Annotated in this window: 15 protein-coding genes; 4 read left to right on the forward strand and 11 right to left on the reverse strand. The window is 70.6% G+C overall.

The window, feature by feature from the left end; all coding sequences use genetic code 11:
* Positions 1 to 6: 6 nt before the first annotated feature.
* From V7793_RS01155 to V7793_RS01175, 5 genes are all read right to left on the reverse strand, one after another.
* Positions 7 to 675 carry an O-methyltransferase gene (locus tag V7793_RS01155; RefSeq protein ID WP_335580955.1) on the reverse strand — a complete coding sequence of 223 codons (669 nt, stop codon included), beginning with the start codon at positions 673 to 675 and terminating at the stop codon, positions 7 to 9.
* A gap of 175 nt (positions 676 to 850) precedes the next feature.
* Positions 851 to 2,077, reverse strand: a complete 1,227-nt coding sequence (locus V7793_RS01160; RefSeq protein WP_335580956.1) for a cytochrome P450 — start codon at positions 2,075 to 2,077, stop codon at positions 851 to 853.
* A gap of 92 nt (positions 2,078 to 2,169) precedes the next feature.
* Positions 2,170 to 3,468, reverse strand: coding sequence for a cytochrome P450 family protein (locus V7793_RS01165; protein WP_335580957.1), 1,299 nt, complete (start codon positions 3,466 to 3,468; stop codon positions 2,170 to 2,172).
* A complete protein-coding gene (locus V7793_RS01170; protein WP_335580958.1) occupies positions 3,465 to 6,605 on the reverse strand; it encodes an amino acid adenylation domain-containing protein in 3,141 nt (1,046 codons plus the stop codon). The genes V7793_RS01165 and V7793_RS01170 overlap by 4 nt, the downstream gene beginning before the upstream one ends.
* Positions 6,606 to 6,685: 80 nt before the next feature.
* A complete protein-coding gene (locus V7793_RS01175) occupies positions 6,686 to 7,198 on the reverse strand; it encodes a pyridoxamine 5'-phosphate oxidase family protein (protein WP_335580959.1) in 513 nt (170 codons plus the stop codon).
* Between the two features lie 935 nt (positions 7,199 to 8,133).
* Here V7793_RS01175 and V7793_RS01180 point away from each other — a divergent pair.
* Together V7793_RS01180 and V7793_RS01185 are read left to right on the forward strand one after the other, a co-directional pair.
* Complete coding sequence (locus V7793_RS01180; protein ID WP_335580960.1) at positions 8,134 to 8,622, forward strand: transposase; 489 nt, start codon at positions 8,134 to 8,136, stop codon at positions 8,620 to 8,622.
* A gap of 123 nt (positions 8,623 to 8,745) precedes the next feature.
* Positions 8,746 to 9,252 (forward strand): DUF6624 domain-containing protein, encoded by a 507-nt coding sequence (locus V7793_RS01185; protein ID WP_335580961.1) that lies wholly within the window; start codon positions 8,746 to 8,748, stop codon positions 9,250 to 9,252.
* A gap of 21 nt (positions 9,253 to 9,273) precedes the next feature.
* Here the strand turns inward: V7793_RS01185 and V7793_RS01190 are convergent, their stop codons facing one another.
* The 6 genes from V7793_RS01190 to V7793_RS01215 all read right to left on the reverse strand — a co-directional run bounded on the left by V7793_RS01190 (position 9,274) and on the right by V7793_RS01215 (position 16,022).
* Positions 9,274 to 10,524, reverse strand: a complete 1,251-nt coding sequence (locus tag V7793_RS01190; protein WP_335580962.1) for an alpha/beta hydrolase family protein — start codon at positions 10,522 to 10,524, stop codon at positions 9,274 to 9,276.
* 192 nt (positions 10,525 to 10,716) lie between these two features.
* A complete protein-coding gene (locus V7793_RS01195) occupies positions 10,717 to 12,132 on the reverse strand; it encodes a DEAD/DEAH box helicase (protein ID WP_335580963.1) in 1,416 nt (471 codons plus the stop codon).
* A 235-nt stretch (positions 12,133 to 12,367) separates the two neighbouring features.
* A complete protein-coding gene (locus V7793_RS01200; RefSeq protein ID WP_335580964.1) occupies positions 12,368 to 13,474 on the reverse strand; it encodes a hypothetical protein in 1,107 nt (368 codons plus the stop codon).
* A gap of 17 nt (positions 13,475 to 13,491) precedes the next feature.
* Complete coding sequence (locus tag V7793_RS01205) at positions 13,492 to 14,160, reverse strand: hypothetical protein (RefSeq protein ID WP_335580965.1); 669 nt, start codon at positions 14,158 to 14,160, stop codon at positions 13,492 to 13,494.
* A gap of 293 nt (positions 14,161 to 14,453) precedes the next feature.
* Positions 14,454 to 14,792: a nuclear transport factor 2 family protein gene (locus V7793_RS01210; protein ID WP_335580966.1), complete on the reverse strand. Its 339-nt coding sequence runs from the start codon at positions 14,790 to 14,792 to the stop codon at positions 14,454 to 14,456.
* A 396-nt stretch (positions 14,793 to 15,188) separates the two neighbouring features.
* Entirely contained in the window at positions 15,189 to 16,022 is an 834-nt protein-coding gene (locus tag V7793_RS01215; protein WP_335580967.1) for an inositol monophosphatase family protein, read from the reverse strand.
* A 62-nt stretch (positions 16,023 to 16,084) separates the two neighbouring features.
* On the opposite strand from V7793_RS01215, the gene V7793_RS01220 reads away from it, so the two are divergent.
* Positions 16,085 to 16,834, forward strand: a complete 750-nt coding sequence (locus V7793_RS01220) for a TetR-like C-terminal domain-containing protein (RefSeq protein WP_335580968.1) — start codon at positions 16,085 to 16,087, stop codon at positions 16,832 to 16,834.
* Between the two features lie 123 nt (positions 16,835 to 16,957).
* A complete protein-coding gene (locus tag V7793_RS01225) occupies positions 16,958 to 18,214 on the forward strand; it encodes an MFS transporter (RefSeq protein ID WP_335580969.1) in 1,257 nt (418 codons plus the stop codon).
* The last annotated feature ends 51 nt before the right edge of the window (positions 18,215 to 18,265 follow it).

The raw sequence follows: 18,265 nt of genomic DNA on the forward strand, positions 1-18,265 counted from the left end.
GGCTCTCTAGCGGGTGACGACTGCGAGGGCGAAGCCGTCGTGGCCCTTGGCGCCGACGGTCTGGATCGCGGTGGCGGTGAGGCGGGGGTGCTCCGCGATCAGCTCGGTGAAGCGGCGGACGCCCTGGATGTGGGGGTCGGCACTGGCCGGGTCGGTGACCGCGCCGTCACGGACCACGTTGTCACCGATGATGACGCTACCGGGCCGGGTGAGCTTCAACGCCCACTCCAGGTAGGCCGGGTTGGACGGCTTGTCGGCGTCGATGAAGACCAGGTCGAACGAGTCCTGGCCCTCGTCCGCCAGCCGGGCCAGTGAATCCACGGCCTTGCCGACGCGAAGGTCGACGATGTGATCCAGCCCGGCGCGGGAGATGTTTGCGGCGGCTACGGCGGCACACTTCTCGTCGGCTTCGAGAGTGACCAGGCGTCCCTCCGCAGGCAGGGCCCGGGCGAGCCAGATGGTGCTGTAGCCACCGAGCGTGCCGATCTCCAGGACCGTGCGGGCGCCCTGGAGCATCGCCAGCAGGTTCAGCAACTTGCCCTGATTGGGGGCGACCTGGTGCGCGGGCAGCCCCGCCGCTGCACTGTCCGCGACGGCCGCGAGAAGGGCGTCGTCCTCCTCGACCAGCAGGCCGTTGAAGTAGTCGTCGACGGCCGTCCAGGTCTGCTGGGACACGTGGATTCCCTTTCGCTACGCCATGCGTTCCGAAGGCGAACCTACTACGGACGTCCGGCAGTCGGCCAAGAGTTTGATACGTCGGATGCGCCGGCCGTCCGGCGCTCCTGGCTGCCGCGGCCCGCAGGGGGCCGCGACGTGTGCTCAGAACCCACCGACCCGCTCTACCGTGACCTCACCAGGTGACCGGGATCCCGGCAGCCATGATCGCCATCCGGTTGGGGTGCCAGGGCACCTCATCCGCCGGTACCGCGAGGCGGATGGCCGGCAGCCGGTCGAGGAGGACGCGGAAGGCCGTCTCGGACTGGCGGCGGACGAGGTGCGCGCCGGGGCAGTGGTGGCGGCCGTAGCCGAACCGCAGGTGGGGGTTGGGGGAGCGGTCCGGGTCGAAGGCCTCGGGGTCGGTGAACGCGGCCGGGTCGAAGTTGACCGCGTCCAGGGACAGCAGCACCAGGTCGCCCTCGCTGACGGAGGCGGAGCCGAGCTCGGTGTCCTCGGTGACGTAGCGCGGGATGGCGTTGCCCAGGACGACGCTGTACCGCAGCAGCTCTTCCACGCACTGCGGCATGGTCTCGGGGCGGGCCCGTACCGCGCTCATCACCTCCGGCCTCTGCAGGAGGTTGACGGCCGCCACGCCCAGGAAGCTCGCGAAGTCCTCGTAGCCGCTGACGAACAGCACCGAGACGATGTTGGACAGCTGCTGGTCGGTCAGTCCCTCGTGCTCGGCGTTGAGGTCGGCGAGGCGGTCCGCCAGGCCGCGCGGCTCGCCGGGGCGGCGGCCGGCCATGTGCTCCTGCATGTAGACACGGATCTCCTCCCAGTTGCGGGCGAGCTCCTCCGGCGTGTACGTGACCATCGTGAGGTCCATGTCGGCACGCCGGGCCAGCCACTCGCGGTCCGCGAAGGGCAGGCCGAGCAGCCTGCACATGCACTGGGCGGCGACCCATTCCGCGAAGTGCCGCTGCAGATCGCCCGGTGAGCCCTCCCGGACCATCGCCTCCAGGCCCTCACGGGTGACGTCGGCGACCCAGTCGGCGGGCAGCTCCGGCTGGTTGCGGCCGAGCGCCCGGAGCACCTCGTCGCGCAGCCCGGCCTTCTGCAGGTGGTTCATGGCGTCCAGCAGCTCGGGCGCCAGGATCTGGGCGTCCTGCGTGGGGCTGTCGGCCTCGCCCAGCACGGAGCGGGCGAAGGACCGGTCCCGCAGCACGTGCTGGGTCAGCTGGTAGCCGGTGACCAGCCACGCCTCCCCGCCGGAGTTCGTGCTGACCCGGGCCACGGGGCAGCGGCCGCGCAGTTCGGCGAGCTCGGGGGCGAGACGGTCGCCGTCGGTGCTGAACGGATAGTGCGGGAGCGGCTCCTCGTGCGGAGCGTCGTCGGTCATGGGCGGCTGCGGTGCGGTCACGTCGTACGAGCCTTTCTTCCGGGGCGAGCGAGCGCGGTGCGGTGTTCCAGCGGAACCGATGGGGAAGGAGGGAGCGGGTGGAGCAGGAAGAGTCACCAGCGCACCGGCAGCCGTGCCGGTGCGCGCAGCGGCGTCGTCTCGTCCCAGGGGACCGACTCCGCCGGCACCGCCAGCTCGATGCCGGGCAGCCGCTCCAGCAGCACCTGGACCGCGGTGGCGAGCTGCAGCCGGGTCAGGTGCCCGCCGGTGCACGTGTGCGGGCCGTGACCGAACGCCACGTGGGCGTTGGGCGACCGGGTGAGGTCGAGCCGGTCGGGGTCGGCGAACGCCTCCGGGTCGCGGTTGGCCGACGCCGGCACGGGGACGACCGCGTCGCCGGCACGGATGTGCTGCCCGTGCAGGGTGAAGTCCTCCTTGGCGACGAGGATGTTGATGGCGTTCATCAGCGGGATGTAGCGCAGCAGCTCTTCCACGGCGGTACCGATGCCGGCTGGCTCCTCCTGCAGCCGCCGCAGCTGATCAGGGTGGGTGAGCAGGGTGAACAGGGCGTTCCCGGTGTGCTGCATGTTGGTCTTGTAGCCGGCCATGAGCATGGTGACGACGAAGCTGACGACGTCGTCCCGGGTCAGCTCGCTGCCGGGGCGGCGGCTCTCGGTCAGCAGCAGGTGGACGTAGTCCTCGCCCCCGCCCTCCTGCTCCTTGCGGGAGATGAGCTCCGACGCGTAGTCCTGCAGCGCGTACAGCGCCGCCAGCACCTCCTCCATCGACAGCCCGGAGGCGCTGAGCAGGGTGAGGGTGTGCGGGAGGTAGAGGTCGCGGTCCTCGTGCGGCAGCCCGACGGTCTCGCACAGCACGCGCAACGGCAGCGGCTCGACATATGCGGAGATGAGGTCCGCCGTGTGGTCCGGGGCCCCGGCCACCATCTCGTCGAGCAGTTCCTCGGCCATGGCCCGGATCCGCGGGCCCATGAACTCCAGCCGCCGGCGGCCGAAGAGCGGCAGGACGGTGCGGCGCACCCGCTCGTGGTGTTCCCCGGTCATCTCCAGGAACGTCGGCAGGCACGGCGGCGGCGCGTCGTCCCCTTCGCGGGGCGGCCAGGCCGACAGCAGCGGGCGCTCCAGCCGGGGATCGGCGAAGGCGGCCCGCACGTCCGCGTACCGGCTGATCAGCCAGCCCGTCTCACCGTTGGGCAGCTGTGCCTTGACCACGGGCTGTTCGGCGCGGAGCCGGGCATAGGCGCACGGCGGTCCGGCGGTGCCGGGCTCCACGGCCGGGACCTCGATGAGGGCTTCGGGGGCGCTCATGACGGTTCCGAGGCCGTCCGCAGGGGCTTCGGGGTCGTTCGTTGCGGCTTCTTCGAGGTCGTTCGCTGCGGTTTCCAGGTCGCTCATGCGTTGGCCTCCGCGGAGTCGCCGGCGGGACGGGCGATGTAGCCCGAAGTGAAGAAGTAGTCCAGGTAGCGGTCGAGCAGGGCCGAGTCGACCGGCGGGCAGTCCAGCCCGCTGCCGGCCAGCGCGGCTTCGGCGTTGCGCCGCCCCAGCACCGGGAACGTGTCCTTGAGGTACATCTCCTTGACGGACATGTCCGCCGTACGGCTTCGGTCGACGCACAGGGACACGAAGGGGGCCGTGGCGCTCGTCGGGTGCTCGGCGACGTGCCGCACCAGCTCGTCCACCCACTGCGCGTACGGCAGCATCCGCAGCGGGAAACCTGCCGCGCGCATCCGGTCCAGGACGTCCGACAGCATCGCCGGGCGCGGGTTGGTGAGGTGGTAGACGCGCCCGTCGGCCGGCCCGCTGACGGCGATGTGGACGATCGACTCGGCGAGGTAGTCCACCGGCACGAAGTCCATGGGCAACTCGATGTCGGGGGCCAGCCCCGTCTCGGCGATCGTCTTGAACAGCGAGCAGATGGCCGTCTCGGTGTTGCACACGCCGTGCGTCCGGTCGCCCGTCACTTCGTACGGCCGGTACACCGCCACCGGCAGGCCCTGCTCCGCCGCCTGCTGCAGCACCCCTTCGGCGACCCACTTGCTCTCGGCGTAGCCCATGGTGAGCCCGTCGGAGTGGGCCAGCGGCAGGTCCTCGTCCACCTCGCGCGCGCCTGCCGGTCCGAACCCGGCGAGGACGGCGACGGTCGAGACGAAGTGCACCGGCACGCGGCGTGGTGCCGCGATCCGGACGACCTCCCGGGTGCCGTCCACGTTCGCCGGGCGCAGCTCCTCGTACGGGTAGAGGAAGTTGACGCGGGCGCCGTTGTGCACCACCAGGTCCAGTGTGCGGGCCAGCTCGGCCCGGTGCTCGTCCGCCAGGCCCAGCCCGGGTTCGGTCAGGTCGCCGGGGAAGCACTCCACGCGCTGCCAGGCGGCCTCGTCAGGGTGCAGGCCGTAGCGGGCGAGCGCGGTGCGCACCCGTCGTTCGGCGTGCGTCCGGCTCGACGCCCGTACCGGGCAGTGGACCCGCGCCGCGGTCGAACGCAGCAGCCGGTCGAGGAGGAAGGCGCCGACGAACCCCGAGGCGCCGGTGAGCAGGACGTTCCGCGGGTCCCGGGGACGTGGGGCCGGTCCTTCGGCGGGCGGGAGGTTGAAGCCGAGACCGGCCTCCTTCTCGAAGTCGACGGCCGGACCGGCCGTCGTCACGGACCCGCCGCGGGCCGCACGTACGGCCGCCGCGAAGCTTTCCAGTGCGGGCGCGGCCAGCAGCGCCCTGATCAGGCCGGAGCCCAGGGAGGCGTCCAGGTCCAGGACGGCCAGGGTGCGGGTGACGGCCTCGGAGGCGAGCAGGGAGTCGCCGCCGAGGAGGAAGAAGTCGTCCTGGGGTGCGGGCCGAACGCGCAGCACCTGCTGCCAGACCTCGGCGAGGACGCCGAGCATGCCGTCGGCCGTCGCGCCGTCGGCCGTCGCCCCGTCTGCGGGGGTGGGGGAGGTTCCGGGGCCCGGGGCGGCTGTGAAGGCCGGGGCGGCGGCCTTGAGCCGGGCGCGGTCCACCTTGCCGCCGCTGGTCACCGGGAAGTGGCCCATGGGTATGAGCACCGGGACGGCCTGCGGCGGCAGCCACTGCGCACAATACGCGCGTAGATCCTGCAGAGGGAGAGGCCGGCCGGGCTCGGCAGCGGTGACGTACGCGGTCAGCGCCCCCTCCTCGGCCTCGACGGCGGCCTCGCCGACCGCGGGGTGCGCCCGCAGCCGTGCCTCGACCTCGTCCGGTTCGATGCGTATGCCGCGCAGCTTCACCTGACGGTCCAGCCGGCCCCGGTACTCCAGCAGGCCGTCGGCCGTCCGCATCACCCGGTCGCCGGTCCGGTACAGCGGCCCGTCCGGCTCCACCGCCGGCATCGATACGAAGCGCGCGGCGGTCAACTGCGGGTCGCCGAGGTAGCCCAGGGCCAGCCCGTCACCGCCGACGTACAGCTCGCCTTCCTCGCCGGGTGCCGCGGGCGTGCCGTCCGTCCGCAGGACATGGCAGACGGAGGCTCCGAAGGGGCGCCCCAGGGGGACGTGCGTGGCGTCCTCGGGCAGCCGGCGCAGCACGTGGGCGGTGGAGACCACCGAGTTCTCGGTCGGACCGTAGAAGTTGACCACCGTGGTGCCGGGGCAGGCCGCGAGGACGGCGTTCGCCAGCCGCGGATCCATCGCCTCGCCGCCGGCCGAGACGAACCGCAGCCCGGACAGCGCTTCGGGGCTGGTGCGGGCCACGAGGTGGAAGACGCTCGTCGTCAGGTAGGCGACCGTCACGTCCTGCGTGCGGAGCAGCTGCTCCAGGGCGGGGGGCGAGAGGAGTTCCTCCCGGTCGGCGATCACCAGGCACGCGCCGGTGATCAGCGCGCCCCAGATCTCTATCGTCGAGGCGTCGGAGGACAGCCCGTAGGCGTGCAGGACCCGGTCGTCCGGCCCCGGCGGCGGCAGCTCGGGCTCGGACAGGACGAGGCGGACCACGCCCCGGTGCGGTATCGCCACCGGCTTGGGCCGGCCGGTCGTTCCGGAGGTGAAGACCACGTAGGCGCGGTCGGACGCGGACGGGGTGCGGGCGGGGCCGGTGAAGGGCCCCGGGGCGCCGTCCCCCTGCCCGTCCGCGTCGTCGAGCCCGATGTTCACGCGCAGCCCGCGCACCGGGCGTGCGCTGCCCGGCAAGGTCACGGCGGCGCGCAGCCCGGCGTCCTCCGCCATCGCCCGCAGCCGGGCCGGCGGCAGGTCCTCGTCGAGCGGTACGTACGCGCAGCCGGCCTTGAGGATGCCCAGGAACGCCACCAGCGCCTCCAGCGAGCGGCTGCCGCGCACGCCGACCAGGTCGTCCGGCCCGACACCCTGTGCGAGTAATCGTTTCGCCAAGGCATCTGAACGGGCGTCGAGTTGCCCGTACGTCAGGGTGCGTTCCCCGTGCCGGGCCGCCGGTGCGTCGGGCCGGGCGGCCGCCTGAGCGGCGAATAGTTCGGTCAGGCTGCGGTCCCGCGGGTAGCCGGCCGGGGGCCTGCCGTCCGCCAGGGATGCGGAGCGGGGGAGCAGGGATGGCGAAACGGTGGTGTCGGTCATCGGGTTCTTGGATCCTTCTCGTCCGGACTGTCTACGGGGGTGTGCGGGACGACGTACGGGGTCGCGCGGGACGGCGGCGGTCAGCCGGCGTCGGTTCCGGCCTCGGATCCGGTGCCGGTGCCGCTGCCGGCTCCGGCATCGGCGAAGTCGGCGGCGAAGGCGGCGAAGTCGGCGGTGCGCCAGCGCTGGGGACGCATGCGGAAGGCGATGTCGTGCTTGAGCTGGTCCGAGGTCGCCGCCAGGTAGTCGCGCGCCTCGTCGGGGTCCAGGTAACGCTGGGCCAGGGCCTCGCGCACGGCCGGGTCGATCGGGTCCTCGACGGAGGTGACCGGGCCCTCGACGCTGACGTAGCGGTAGGGCCGTCGCTCGTCCTGCACGCAGAGGCTGAACCGGCCCGCGGCGCGCAGCAGCCGGGCCTTGACCGTCTCCCGGCCCGTCTCGACGACGATCTCACCGCCCGGTTCGTAGCCGTACCAGACCGGCACCACCAGGGGCGCGCGGTCGCCGCCCCGGGGATCGGTGACGCCCAGGACGCCGATGCGGGGGGCGGCGAGGAATTGTTCGCGTGCGTCGTGCGGCATTGCGGGCAGCATGAAGTGAGCTCCTGTTCGGGTGATGGGGATGGTGATGGTGATGGGGGCGGTGACAGCGAGGGGTGAGGATGGCGGCGGCGGTCCCTGTCGCTGTCCGGCTGAATGCCTGTGAATGCGAGGCGGGGGCGGGTTTTCGAAGGCGCCTCCGGGCCGGCCCGGGCCGGGGTGCCGTCTGGCGTCCGGTACTCCCGCCCTATGGGAAGCCGGGCTCGTACGAGCTACCGAGCCCGCTCAGCCCGTTCCCGCCGCCCTATGGGGCGCCGACGGATCAGCCGTCGGCCCTGTAGGGCCTGGGGCTCAAGGGCCGGCATCTCCGTACGCCGACGGGCCGGAAGGCGGGGTGATGGTGCTCGGCATCCAGGGCCTGCGGACCGGGGTCCCGCTCGTCCTGCCCTGCCCCTCGTACTGCCTGCTCAAGGGGTCTCCAGCTGCCACCTACACGTACTCTCACAGAAGCCTAGCCTTCGAACTACAACAGACAAGGAAGAATAGGGAGGATGCTCGACGTACCTGAAGGAACCTCTCATACCTGACGCGGCCCTGATCCACTCTGCCCGGCGTGCATCGCGTCGCACAACCACGCCTGACGGGTATGGCTGACGGACTACGGGTCGCGTTCCGGCGGCCTTGCGTAAACGACGGTGATCGGTTCCGTGGGTCGAAGCACCCTGCCGGTGACCGTGCGTGTTCGCCGGGAGTGCCGGGGCGAGGGCCGTGCGTCGGAAAGGATCGGCCCGGGTTGCTACAGGCCGTTCCACTCCTTCTTACGGGCCGTCACCATCCCTTCGGGGTGCCGTCCGTCGACCGGTCCTGGTTCCGGTTCTGTGGAGCGATCATGGTGAGTCAGTTTTCGGAGCGAGTCGACGCTGCGCCGGCGACCCGGTGCCCCACTAAGGCGTGTCCGACGGATCGCGTGACCGAGCCGCGCTGGTGTCATGCCGAAGGCCACGGGACGGGGCGGGCGGTGGACGTGCCACCGCAAGGTGATCAACGGGATCCTGTTCCGGCAGCGCACCGGCATTCCGTGGCGCGACCTGCCGACGCGGTTCGGGAAGTGGAAGACCTGCCACGACCGGCATCTCAGGTGGCCAGCTGACGGCACATGGGACAGGATCCTGCGGGCCGTCCAGACTGATGCTGATGCGGAGGGAGAGACCGACTGGTCCATGGTCAGCGTCGATTCCACATCGTGCCGCGCCCATCAGCATGCCGCCGGGGCCCGCCACCGCCCGGCGCGGATACCAGGCCGACGCGGGCGGCCTACCGGCTTCGACAAGACGATCTGCAAGCGCAGGAACGAAGTGGAGCGGACGATCAACGCCCTCAAGAACTTCCGGGCCGTGGCCACGAGATTCGACAAGCGTGCCTACGTCTTCCAGGGCACCGTGACCGTCGCAGCGATCCGGCTCCGGCTCCGGGCGTAGATCCATTATCCGGGTTCGGAGAGGCGCCTGTCACCGTTCTCCGGAATGATCTTTACGCCTGATTTGCGCCTTTAGGGTTGCGGTCGACGAGCACAACGCACCGACGCAACCAAGGAGTCGAGAGTGGAGCACGACGTGGCCGCACTGACGGTGGAACTCGCCGGCATGGCCGTGGCAGATCACCAGTCCGCAGTCAGCGCGAACAGCGATGACCCGGCCGAGCAGCTGGCGTGGCGGCGGCTGACCGCACGGCACGGCGACCGACTCGGCGAGATCATGGACGAGTACGGCTGGCCGACGGCAGAAATGGTCGGCGAGGAGGCCGCACGCGCGGCGTGGCTGATCGCCCAGCACGCCGACCGGCAGCTCGACGTCCAGCGGCGCGCCCTCCACCTGATGGAGCAGGCGGTGTCGGCAGGCTCGGCCAGCCCGCGCGAGCTGGCCTTTCTGCGCGACCGTACGCTGGTCAATGAGGGCCGCAAGCAGGTCTACGGCACTCAGATCGCCGGCGTGAAGGACGGGTCACCCATTCCGTGGCCTTGTGAAGAGCCCGAGCGCATGGACGCACTCCGTGCGGAAGTCGGCATCGAGCCCTTCGACGAGTACGTCGCCAAGTTCGCGATGACCTGACAACCAATCGCCGGACAGGCTCTAGTCGATGAAGGACACCTCAGGGTGGGCGGTCGACGGGCCGTCGAAGAGGCCATGGTCCGGGCGGTGCCCGAGGTGCATGTCGAAGAACGCCGTCAAGTAGGCGCGTTGTGCGCGCAGGGAGCGGGTGGGGTCGACGGTGCCGATGAGCCCGGCCGCCTTGTCCGCGGGCATTTTGCCCGCGGCGGCGAGGGGCGGCAGCTGGGCCTGGAGGTCGGTGTAGGCGTAGTGGCTCGCAGAGAGCATCTGCAGGTTGCGGTGCCAGCCGCGCAGGTGTTGCCAGAGCGTCGACAGCGCGGTGTCGTGGTGGTTGCCGAGCACGCTGTTCATGAGGAGGAACGGCCGGTCGAGGCCCTCGTCGACGACGGAACCCAGTGCGTCCGGACCGGAGCCGACGGCGCCGTCCAGATCGGCGGCCGCGCGGATGCGGGGGTCGTCGTGCATGGCCTGGGCCGCTGTGGCGCCGCCGATCGAGTGGCCGAACATGCCCACCGCGGACAGGTTCAGGGAGCCGGCCAGGCCGGGCGGCAGCGGCCGGTGACCGATCTCCGCGGCGGCTCCTCGGCCGAGCGCCTCCAGCACGTCGAGAACGAACCGGACGTCTGCGACCCGCACGTCGACCAGCGCACGCAACGTGGCCTTCTCCGTCGCGTCCTTGACGGTGACGACCCGGCCGTCCGGGAATTCGACGGCGATCGTCTCGTAGGTGTGGTCCAAGGACACCACCAGATAGCCGCGGCTTGCCAGCTCCTCGGCCAGGACCGTACCGAACCCTCGAGGGACGTTTCTGCCCGGCGAGTACAGGACCACCGGCAATCCACCACGCCGGGGCCGTACCGGGGCCAGGGTCACGGCGTGCGTCCGGGTGGCCGCCCAGTCGGCTCCACCGGGGGTGACCGAGAAATCCGGCTCGCTCTCCACGAGCCGCTGCCATTCGGCCGCTACTCCGGCGGGCAACTGCAGTGCGGGGCGCCGACCGGGAGTCGGCCGGGCGGGGTACCAAAGGGTCGCCATCAGCTCACGCGCCGCCGCCCGGCCGCCGAGCCACGGATCGGTTCTCATCCGGTCCGTCAGGTGCAGCGACGCCGTGCCGACCGCGTAGGGTCCGGTGGGCTTCGGCAGGGGCATGACCACCGGCCGCTCGGAACTACGGGGCGTCGCACGGGCGAGGCCGGCGCTCGCCACCGGGGCGAGCAGCGCGAGTCCGAGTGTTCCCGCAAAACGCCGACGGCTGGGCTTCGTTGATGTCATGGCCTTGACGCTAAGGATCCGGCACCGTTCGACACCTCCTCCCGAAGGCGTGACCGCCTCCCCCGCAGGGCGGAAGCCGGGCAAGTCCTGACGCCCTGCACGTGTGCTCCGGCCTGCACGGGTACTCCGACCTGCACGGGTACTCCGGCCGGTGCACACGTGGAACCGGCCGGACGAGATCCGTGGTGCTTCTCAGCCGCCGCGGCGGACTCGGGCCGCCCTGCGGGCCTCGGCGAGCTTACGGGCCTCGGTGGCCTTGCGGGACTTGCCGCCGGTGCCGCGGGAGGTGTCCTTGCTGCTGCCCAGGCCGCGGAAGGGGGTGTTGGTGTTCTTGGCCCGGGGCGCGGCCGGCCCGCCGTCGAGCGGGATGCCGGAAGGGGCCTTGGCCCCGGTGATCCTGCTCAGCTCCGCCTCGCCCGAGCGCACCTTGGTGGTCTTCGCCTCGATGCCGGCGCCGGTCATCAGCTCGGTCACCTCGCGGCGCTGGCCCGGCAGCACCAGTGTGACGACGCGGCCGGACTCGCCGGCGCGGGCGGTGCGCCCGGCGCGGTGCAGGTAGTCCTTGGGGTCGGTGGGCGGGTCGACGTTGACCACGAGGTCGAGGTCGTCGACGTGCAGGCCACGGGCGGCGACGTTGGTGGCCACCAGGACGGTGACCTGGCCGTTCTTGAACTGCGCGAGGGTCCGTGTGCGCTGCGGCTGGGACTTGCCGCTGTGCAGGCCCGCGGCGTGCACTCCGCTGGCCCGCAGGTGCCGGGTGAGCTGGTCGACCGCGTGCTTGGTGTCCAGGAACAGCAGTACGCGGCCGTCGCGGGCGGCGATCTCCGTGGTGACCGCGTACCGGTCGGGGCCGTGGACGACCAGCACGTGGTGGTCCATCGTCGTGACCGCGCCCGCGGAGGGGTCGACCGAGTGGACGACGGGGTCGTGGAGGTAGCGGCGGACCAGGTGGTCGACGTCGCCGTCCAGGGTGGCCGAGAAGAGCATCCGCTGGCCGTCGTGGTGCACCTGGTCGAGCGCTTCCGTGACCTGCGGCAGGAATCCCATGTCGCACATCTGGTCGGCCTCGTCGAGGACGGTGATCCGTACCCGCCCCAGGCGGCAGGCCTTGCGCTCGATGAGGTCGTGCAGGCGGCCGGGGGTGGCGACGACGACCTCTGCCCCGTCGCGCAGCGCAGCGGTCTGCCGGCCGATCGACATGCCGCCGACGACCGTGGCCATCCGCAGCCGGAGGGCGTCGGCATACGGCGCGAGCGCCTCGCTGACCTGCTGGGCCAGCTCCCGGGTGGGCACCAGCACCAGGGCGAGGGGCTGCTTCGGCTCCGCGCGCCGCCCTGCCGTCCGTACGAGCAGCGGCAGGCCGAAGGCGAGCGTCTTGCCCGATCCGGTGCGCCCGCGCCCCAGGACGTCACGTCCGGCGAGGGCGCTCGGCAGCGTGGCCGCCTGGATCGGGAAGGGCTCGCGCAGGCCGCGCTCGGAGAGCGTGCGCAGCACCGCGGCGGGCAGCTCCAGCTCGGCGAAGGAGGCGACCGGGGCCACCGGCGGGGCGGGGGTCACGGTCCCGTCGAGGTCGTCGTGCGAGGTGTCGAGGCGGTCCGGGTGGTTCATATGAAGAGCCTTCCGTATGGGGAACGTACCGAGGAAGGCCCGGCAGGAACGAGCAACCGACGATCAACAGCCGACGATCAGGAACATGCAAACGTTTGATGGTAACACAAAGTGACAGCCTGCCCCGGTGCTGTGGCGCTGATCTCTTCGAGGTGCTCCCTGGCCATCGGCGCCAGGGGGCTCTCGGGGAACTGCTGGACGATCTTCTGCCCTTTGTCCCGGGCCCTAGTCGAGGTCACGGGACCGCCAGTGCAGTCCGTGATGCGGGAAGGGCACCGCGGCGCGCGCCTCCCATGCCGGGCGAATCGAAAGCGTAGATACCCGGACCGGTCACAAGCCGGACGTCCTGCTGGTGGAGAAGCTCGGCGAGATGCCTCGCCGTGTCCCGAAGGCCGCGTGGGACGGAACGGCCCCGGTCGATGATGCGTGTGGCACGCATGAGTGAGTTGAGGGATCGTACCGAGCCCATTTGCGGCACGATCTCGACGAGGGGCGACAGCCATGCGTCCGCATCTCGCCAGGCACCGGCCCGGGCCAGAGTGGCCGCTAGTTCGGTGGAGAAGAGGGAGCGGTAGGCAGGGGCCTCGCTTGTTGCCGTCGCATCGTGAAGATGGGAGGCAGCCGCTTCGAGGTCGCCCAAGTCGGCCAGGGTCAGCCCTCGGTGGCCGGTGAACTCTGTGCGGTCGAACCACCAGGCCCAGGACGGATCACGGTCGGAGGGACCGTTGCCCAGGAGTTCCTCGGCTGCGCTGAGCGACCGAAGCGCCTCCTTCCTCTGCCGCAGCTGGGCATAGGCACGTGCCTCGCGCACGTAGAAGATCGCTGCTACCCGCTCCGGGAGATCCTGTCCGGCAAGGACGGCCGACGAGATGTGCAGAGAGTTGTTCGGACGACCCAGATGCGCCTGCTGGAGACACAGCACCGAGCGAACCAGCAATTCGATGGAGCGCCGTTCTCCGGGAAGCCGGCGGGACACCTTCAGCGCTTGGTGGTTGAGGACATGGGACAGGCGGTGCTGCTCGGCGTCGAAGAGGATCCATGCAGCCACCTGGAGGAGCTCAGCCAGCGCCTCGTAGTGCAGTGCGTGCGAAGGCTCGACTTGACGCCTGGCAGCGTTGACCGCCCGCAGTGCCTCGGGGGCCGCTCGGCGGGCCCCGGATATCCGGTCGGTCCGGAGGAGCCGTGCTGTCAATGCGGCGACGTCAAGCGAACCGGCGTCATCGGCTTGATACGACCCGCCGGAGCTGCCCCCCTCGGCCTTGACGTGGAACAGGCCCTCATCAGCATCCGACGTGTCGCTCGCGCTTGCGCATGCGCCCGCACGGCCGTCCGGAGCGCACACGACGCGCAACGGTCCGCTCAGGCCTCAGCTGCGGCCGCGGTCGCCTCCGCGGCTGCTTCGGCCTCAGGCTCGGTCGCCGGGCCCGCTGTATCCGGCGCCGCATCTCCCTCGGTCGCGGGCGCGGTGTAGAACACGGAGCCCTGCTTACGCTCGCGCTCCAGGCGGCCCTTGGCGACGAGGGCTTCCACCGTGCTGCGCACCACCGGGCCGCTCACGACACGCTCCGGGTGAGCCTGATCCAGCTCCTTGACGATCTCGCTGACCATACGAGGCTGACCGTGCCGGCCGAGAACGCCGAGAATCAGCTCACCCAGAGTGGGTCCGTCGCCCTTCCTGGCGCGTGCTGCCGGGGCTGCCGGTGCTGCCGGTGCCACCTGCTCCGTTCCCGCGCTCCCGGCCTGCGCCGGCTTCTTCCGGCGGCCCGGGGAAGCAGCCGGCTTCTTCGCCCGACGCGCCCGTGGTACGGCTCCTGCGCTCGCCGGGCTTCCGGCCTTCTCCGGTGCCGCGGCCGCCTCTCCCGAGCCACCCTGCTGACCAGCGACCGTGCTCCGCATGCCGGACAGCCACACGTGCTCGGTCTCCAGCGTCTGAAGGCGAGCGCGGAGAATTTCCTGTTCCTTCTCGTTCTTCTCCAGGTCAGCTGCGAACTGCGCCGCATACTGAGCCCGGATGTTGGCGCCGTCCATCTCGTCGGTCATGACCGCTCCCTCACCTGGACTGGTGTATTGCTGCGGGATGTTACCCACCCAGGCGCGGTATCAGCACCACCTGCCGCACAAGTGGACCTGCCGCCACGTCTCACCACGTCCCCAATTGGGATACAACGAGGGCATGTCGGAGCCGCACTGGAGAGGATGAGCGGGGTTCAAGTGCTCACCGCACAGAGTCCGTACGGTGTGTGTGATGTTGACGGCCCGCCCATGATGATTCTCGGCAGTGGGCAGCCGGGTGAGGCAGGGTATGCCGCTCGGGGCCGGGGTCAGGTTGCGAACCAGACCCGTTCGATGCTGTCCTGCCCCACCTCGTACATGGCCATCGCCGTACGGGTCTCGTTGCCCATGAAGCCGGTTACGCGCTCCTGATCGATGACGATGCGGCCGTGCGTCACCCGCGAGACCAGTTCGGCGTGCAGGCCGGGGCTGGCGGCGAAGAGCTTCGCGTAACGCTTGCGGAAGGCCGCCCCCGACACGTCGGCGAGGACTTCGCCGGACGGGAAAGCACACACGGGTACGTCCTCGGCGTAGTACCCGAGAAACGCGTCGAGGTCGCGGGCGTTGTACGCTGCGAGCTGGCCGTCGACGATCTCTTCCGGAGACATGGGACATCCCCTTTCGGCCCGTCGGCTTACGGGTGCGGCGGGCGTACGTACGGTTGGTGACAGGTGCGGTCGGCGGCTGCTGCGATGCCGGTGAGAATCACCGGCATCGCACGCGAGACCGGAATTAATGATCATAGGCCAGGGGTTGATCCTGCGGGATCGCGACGCACGCCGGCGGTGCGGCTGTCTGTACGTCCTCGACAACGACATGTGGTGCGAAGCCATGGTGGCGAGCATCCGGCTCAGCGCACTCTTCGCCTCCCACGACGATCGCAGCAGCCGCCGCCAGGAGGGCGGAGGCAGGACGACGACGTCTTATGAGAACTCCCCGGAGGGAATGAACAGTTGGCCTCTGATTCTCACAAAGAAGCGCCGTCCGCTCCGGCGTGAACGTGCTCAGCCCCGACTGCAGATCATCGACATCAGCAGGCTGTGAGTCTCGGCGTCCGCGGCTGCCACGAGGCCACGCCCTGCCTGCCCGCTCCGGTCTGCCTCCCCGCCCTGCCCGACCGGAGCGCCGTCGACTCCGGTGACGACGCAGCCGGCTGCCCGGCACAGAGCGATACCGGCGGCGAAGTGCAAGTTCCCGGCCAGATCGCCGCCATCGGTGACGTATGCGGCACGCTTGCCGGCCGCGACCCAGGCCAGCGCCAGTGTCGTGGACACGACGCGCGGCCGGAACCGTTCGACGAAGCCGGGGTGAGCGAGCAGGTCCACAGTCCTGAACCCGGGCGCGCTCGGAAAGGGCGGATCCAGGTTCACGTCCACCAGCCGGGTGGCCGCCGTCGGCGCCAGTCGCGTATCACCCTCATCGCTCCGCACCCAAGCGGCCTCACCGTCGGTGAAGAAGACCTCGCCACTGAACGGATCGGCCACCGCGGCCGGACCGTTGCGCAGCGCCACGTTGACGGCGACGAGCATGTTGCCGACGGCGTAGTTGAGCGTGCCGCACAAGGGGTCCACCAGCCACTGGCGCACCGCGTCAGCCGCACCTTGCTGCCCGCCTTCCTCGCCGAGCACCGCGTCCTGGGGCCGTGCAGCACGGATGACGTCGAGGATCGCGGCCTCGGCCGCCACATCGGCGTCAGTGGCAAAGTCACCGGCACCCTTGTCCATGCGGGTGAGGCGCTGCCCGTACCTGGCGCGCACGGCCTCTGCACCGGCACGCGCGGCAGCTATCGCAACGTCAGCATCGCCGGTGTCGTCAAGTCTCGCAGTTGAGTTGATCACGGAGTGCAGAGTAGCGGGGCCACGCACCCGGAGCTGTTGCAACCGACAGGTACGGTTCGGCCATGGAAATATCCCGATCAAGCACCACCGATGAGAACTATGAGAATGATGAGAACACCGGGCTGTCGGCGGCGGCCCTCAAGAGCACTGCACGACAGCTGCTGCTGAAGGTGGGGGCAGGAGGACTGTCCCTGGAGGCCGTTGCCGAGGGCAGTGGACTTGACGTCACCGACGTGGAAGCCGTCTTCCCGCACCGCAACGACCTGCTGACCGCGCTGGTCATCGATGCCTATAACGAGTCCGGCGCCGCGATGGAGCAGGCCGACCGGACGGCTGGGGAGGCCGGGGCGTCGGCGGGTGCGCGGCTCCTCGCGGTCACTCGCGCACTGCGGAAGTGGTCGTTCGACAACCCCGCAGAGTTCACGCTGATCTACGGCTCGCCCGTGCCGGATTACCACGCCCCGCAGGACACGGTCCCGCCCGCTTCGCGCACCCCTGTGGTACTGGCCGGGATCGTACGGTCGGCGCTGGAAGCCGGTGAACTCACCCCGCCCCGGCGGACGGTGGCAGGCCCGCCGCTGCTGCTGCCGGAAGCCGTGGAACTCTTCGGCGGCGTGCCCGACGCACCGTTCTCGGACGTCATCGAACGCGGCATCGTGCTGTGGAGCAGCCTGATCGGGCTCCTGGTGTTCCAGGTCTTCAGCCGGACCCACGACAGCGTCCGGGACGAGTCCGCGTTCTTCGACTTCGCCGTCGCCGTGGCGGCCGAAGGCATCGGACTCGTGGTTCCTGCGGGCGGGAACACCGACTAGATCCGGATCGTTCGCCGTGTACGCGGCCCCGTCCGGGGCCGCCGATCCCCCCCAGTAAGCCGTTTGTTAAAATGAATGCGTTCGCCTCCGGCGCCCCTTCGGGTTCGCCAGGAGGCTTTTTTCATGCCTTCTGACATATCCAAACCTTCCGAACCTTCCGACCCCACCGCACCCTCCGAACCCGCCCCTCTCTCCGCCACCGGTTACCGTGGCCTGCTCCGCAACCGCGAGTTCGCAGGCTTGTACGCGAGCTTCACCCTGACGGCCGCCGCGAGCACCTTGTCGGGCTTCGCCCTCGGGACGCTGGTCGACCACCGGACGCATTCCCCCTTCCTGACGGCAGTGAGCATGTACGGCGCCACGTTCGCGACGGTGTTCGGTGCACTGACGCTGATGTCGGTCGCCGACGGCAGCCGGCCCCGCCGTACGCTCCTGGCGCTCCAGTGCGTCTCGCTGGCGGGCGTTGCCGCACAGGCGATTCCGGGGCTGCCGCTGCCCGCCAGATTCGGACTGCTCCTGATACTGGGCTTCTTCCAGTCCTTGGGAACGGGCACACGGATGGGACTGCTCGCCGAAGTCGTGCCGGCCTCCACGTATGCCTTGGCGCGATCGCTGATGAACATCACGTCCGGCGGCATGTCGATCCTCGGCTACGCCATGGGCGCCGTGCTCCTGCGGTACCTGAGCCCGCACGGAGTCTTCGCCATCGCCGCGGTGCTGACCGGACTCGGACTGGTGGTGGTCGCCGCGACCGCCCGGGAACACTCGATCCGCCTGACGCGGCGGCCCGGTCTGCGGCAGACCTGGGCGACGAATGTCGAGCTCTTCTCCCACCCCGGCCAGCGGGCGCTGCTGCTGAACCTATGGGTTCCGAACGGCCTGATCGTCGGCTGCGAGGCTCTGCTGATCTCCTACTCCCCGGACCACGCCGGAGTCCTCCTGGCCGCCGGGTCGGCGGGCATGCTCCTCGGGGACCTGGCCGTCGGGCGACTGCTCACCGCCGGCCGGCGACGCCGCTGCGCGTTCGCCCTGCGGCTGCTGCTCGCCGTCCCCTACCTGCTGTTCGGCCTCCACCCGCCCGCACCGGTGGCGACGGCCGCGGTGTTCGTCGCCGGTGCCGGGTTCGCCGCCACCCTGCCCCTGCAGGAGCAGCTCATGAAGCTGACCCCCGACCCGGTCCGCGGCCAGGTCCAGGGCGTCGAGACCGCCGGCCGGATGACCTGGCAGGGCATCGGCGCCGCGATCGCCGGCGGCGTCGCCCAGTACCTCACACCCGGCGTCGCGGTCACCGCTCTGGCCGCGGTATCCGTGGCGGTCACCGTCCTCTCGCGGCCGTTCGTGGTCCGAAACTCGCCCACGCATTTTCGTCGGACCCATTGATCGGCCCCATTGATCGGACCCATTGAACGGGGGGCGGACGAACCACCACGG

The organism is Streptomyces sp. KLMMK (genome assembly GCF_036961605.1).
Taxonomy (GTDB): domain Bacteria; phylum Actinomycetota; class Actinomycetes; order Streptomycetales; family Streptomycetaceae; genus Streptomyces; species Streptomyces telluris.

Excerpts from the sequence above, each read along its gene's own strand:
- V7793_RS01180 (WP_335580960.1), top strand. The coding sequence starts at position 8,134 with ATGCCGAAGGCCACGGGACGGGGCGGGCGGTGGACGTGCCACCGCAAG.
- V7793_RS01195 (WP_335580963.1), bottom strand. The coding sequence starts at position 12,132 with ATGAACCACCCGGACCGCCTCGACACCTCGCACGACGACCTCGACGGG.
- V7793_RS01170 (WP_335580958.1), bottom strand. The coding sequence starts at position 6,605 with ATGACCGACACCACCGTTTCGCCATCCCTGCTCCCCCGCTCCGCATCC.
- V7793_RS01210 (WP_335580966.1), bottom strand. The coding sequence starts at position 14,792 with ATGTCTCCGGAAGAGATCGTCGACGGCCAGCTCGCAGCGTACAACGCC.
- V7793_RS01225 (WP_335580969.1), top strand. The coding sequence starts at position 16,958 with ATGCCTTCTGACATATCCAAACCTTCCGAACCTTCCGACCCCACCGCA.
- V7793_RS01165 (WP_335580957.1), bottom strand. The coding sequence starts at position 3,468 with ATGAGCGACCTGGAAACCGCAGCGAACGACCTCGAAGAAGCCGCAACG.
- V7793_RS01175 (WP_335580959.1), bottom strand. The coding sequence starts at position 7,198 with ATGCTGCCCGCAATGCCGCACGACGCACGCGAACAATTCCTCGCCGCC.
- V7793_RS01190 (WP_335580962.1), bottom strand. The coding sequence starts at position 10,524 with ATGACATCAACGAAGCCCAGCCGTCGGCGTTTTGCGGGAACACTCGGA.
- V7793_RS01205 (WP_335580965.1), bottom strand. The coding sequence starts at position 14,160 with ATGGACGGCGCCAACATCCGGGCTCAGTATGCGGCGCAGTTCGCAGCT.
- V7793_RS01220 (WP_335580968.1), top strand. The coding sequence starts at position 16,085 with ATGGAAATATCCCGATCAAGCACCACCGATGAGAACTATGAGAATGAT.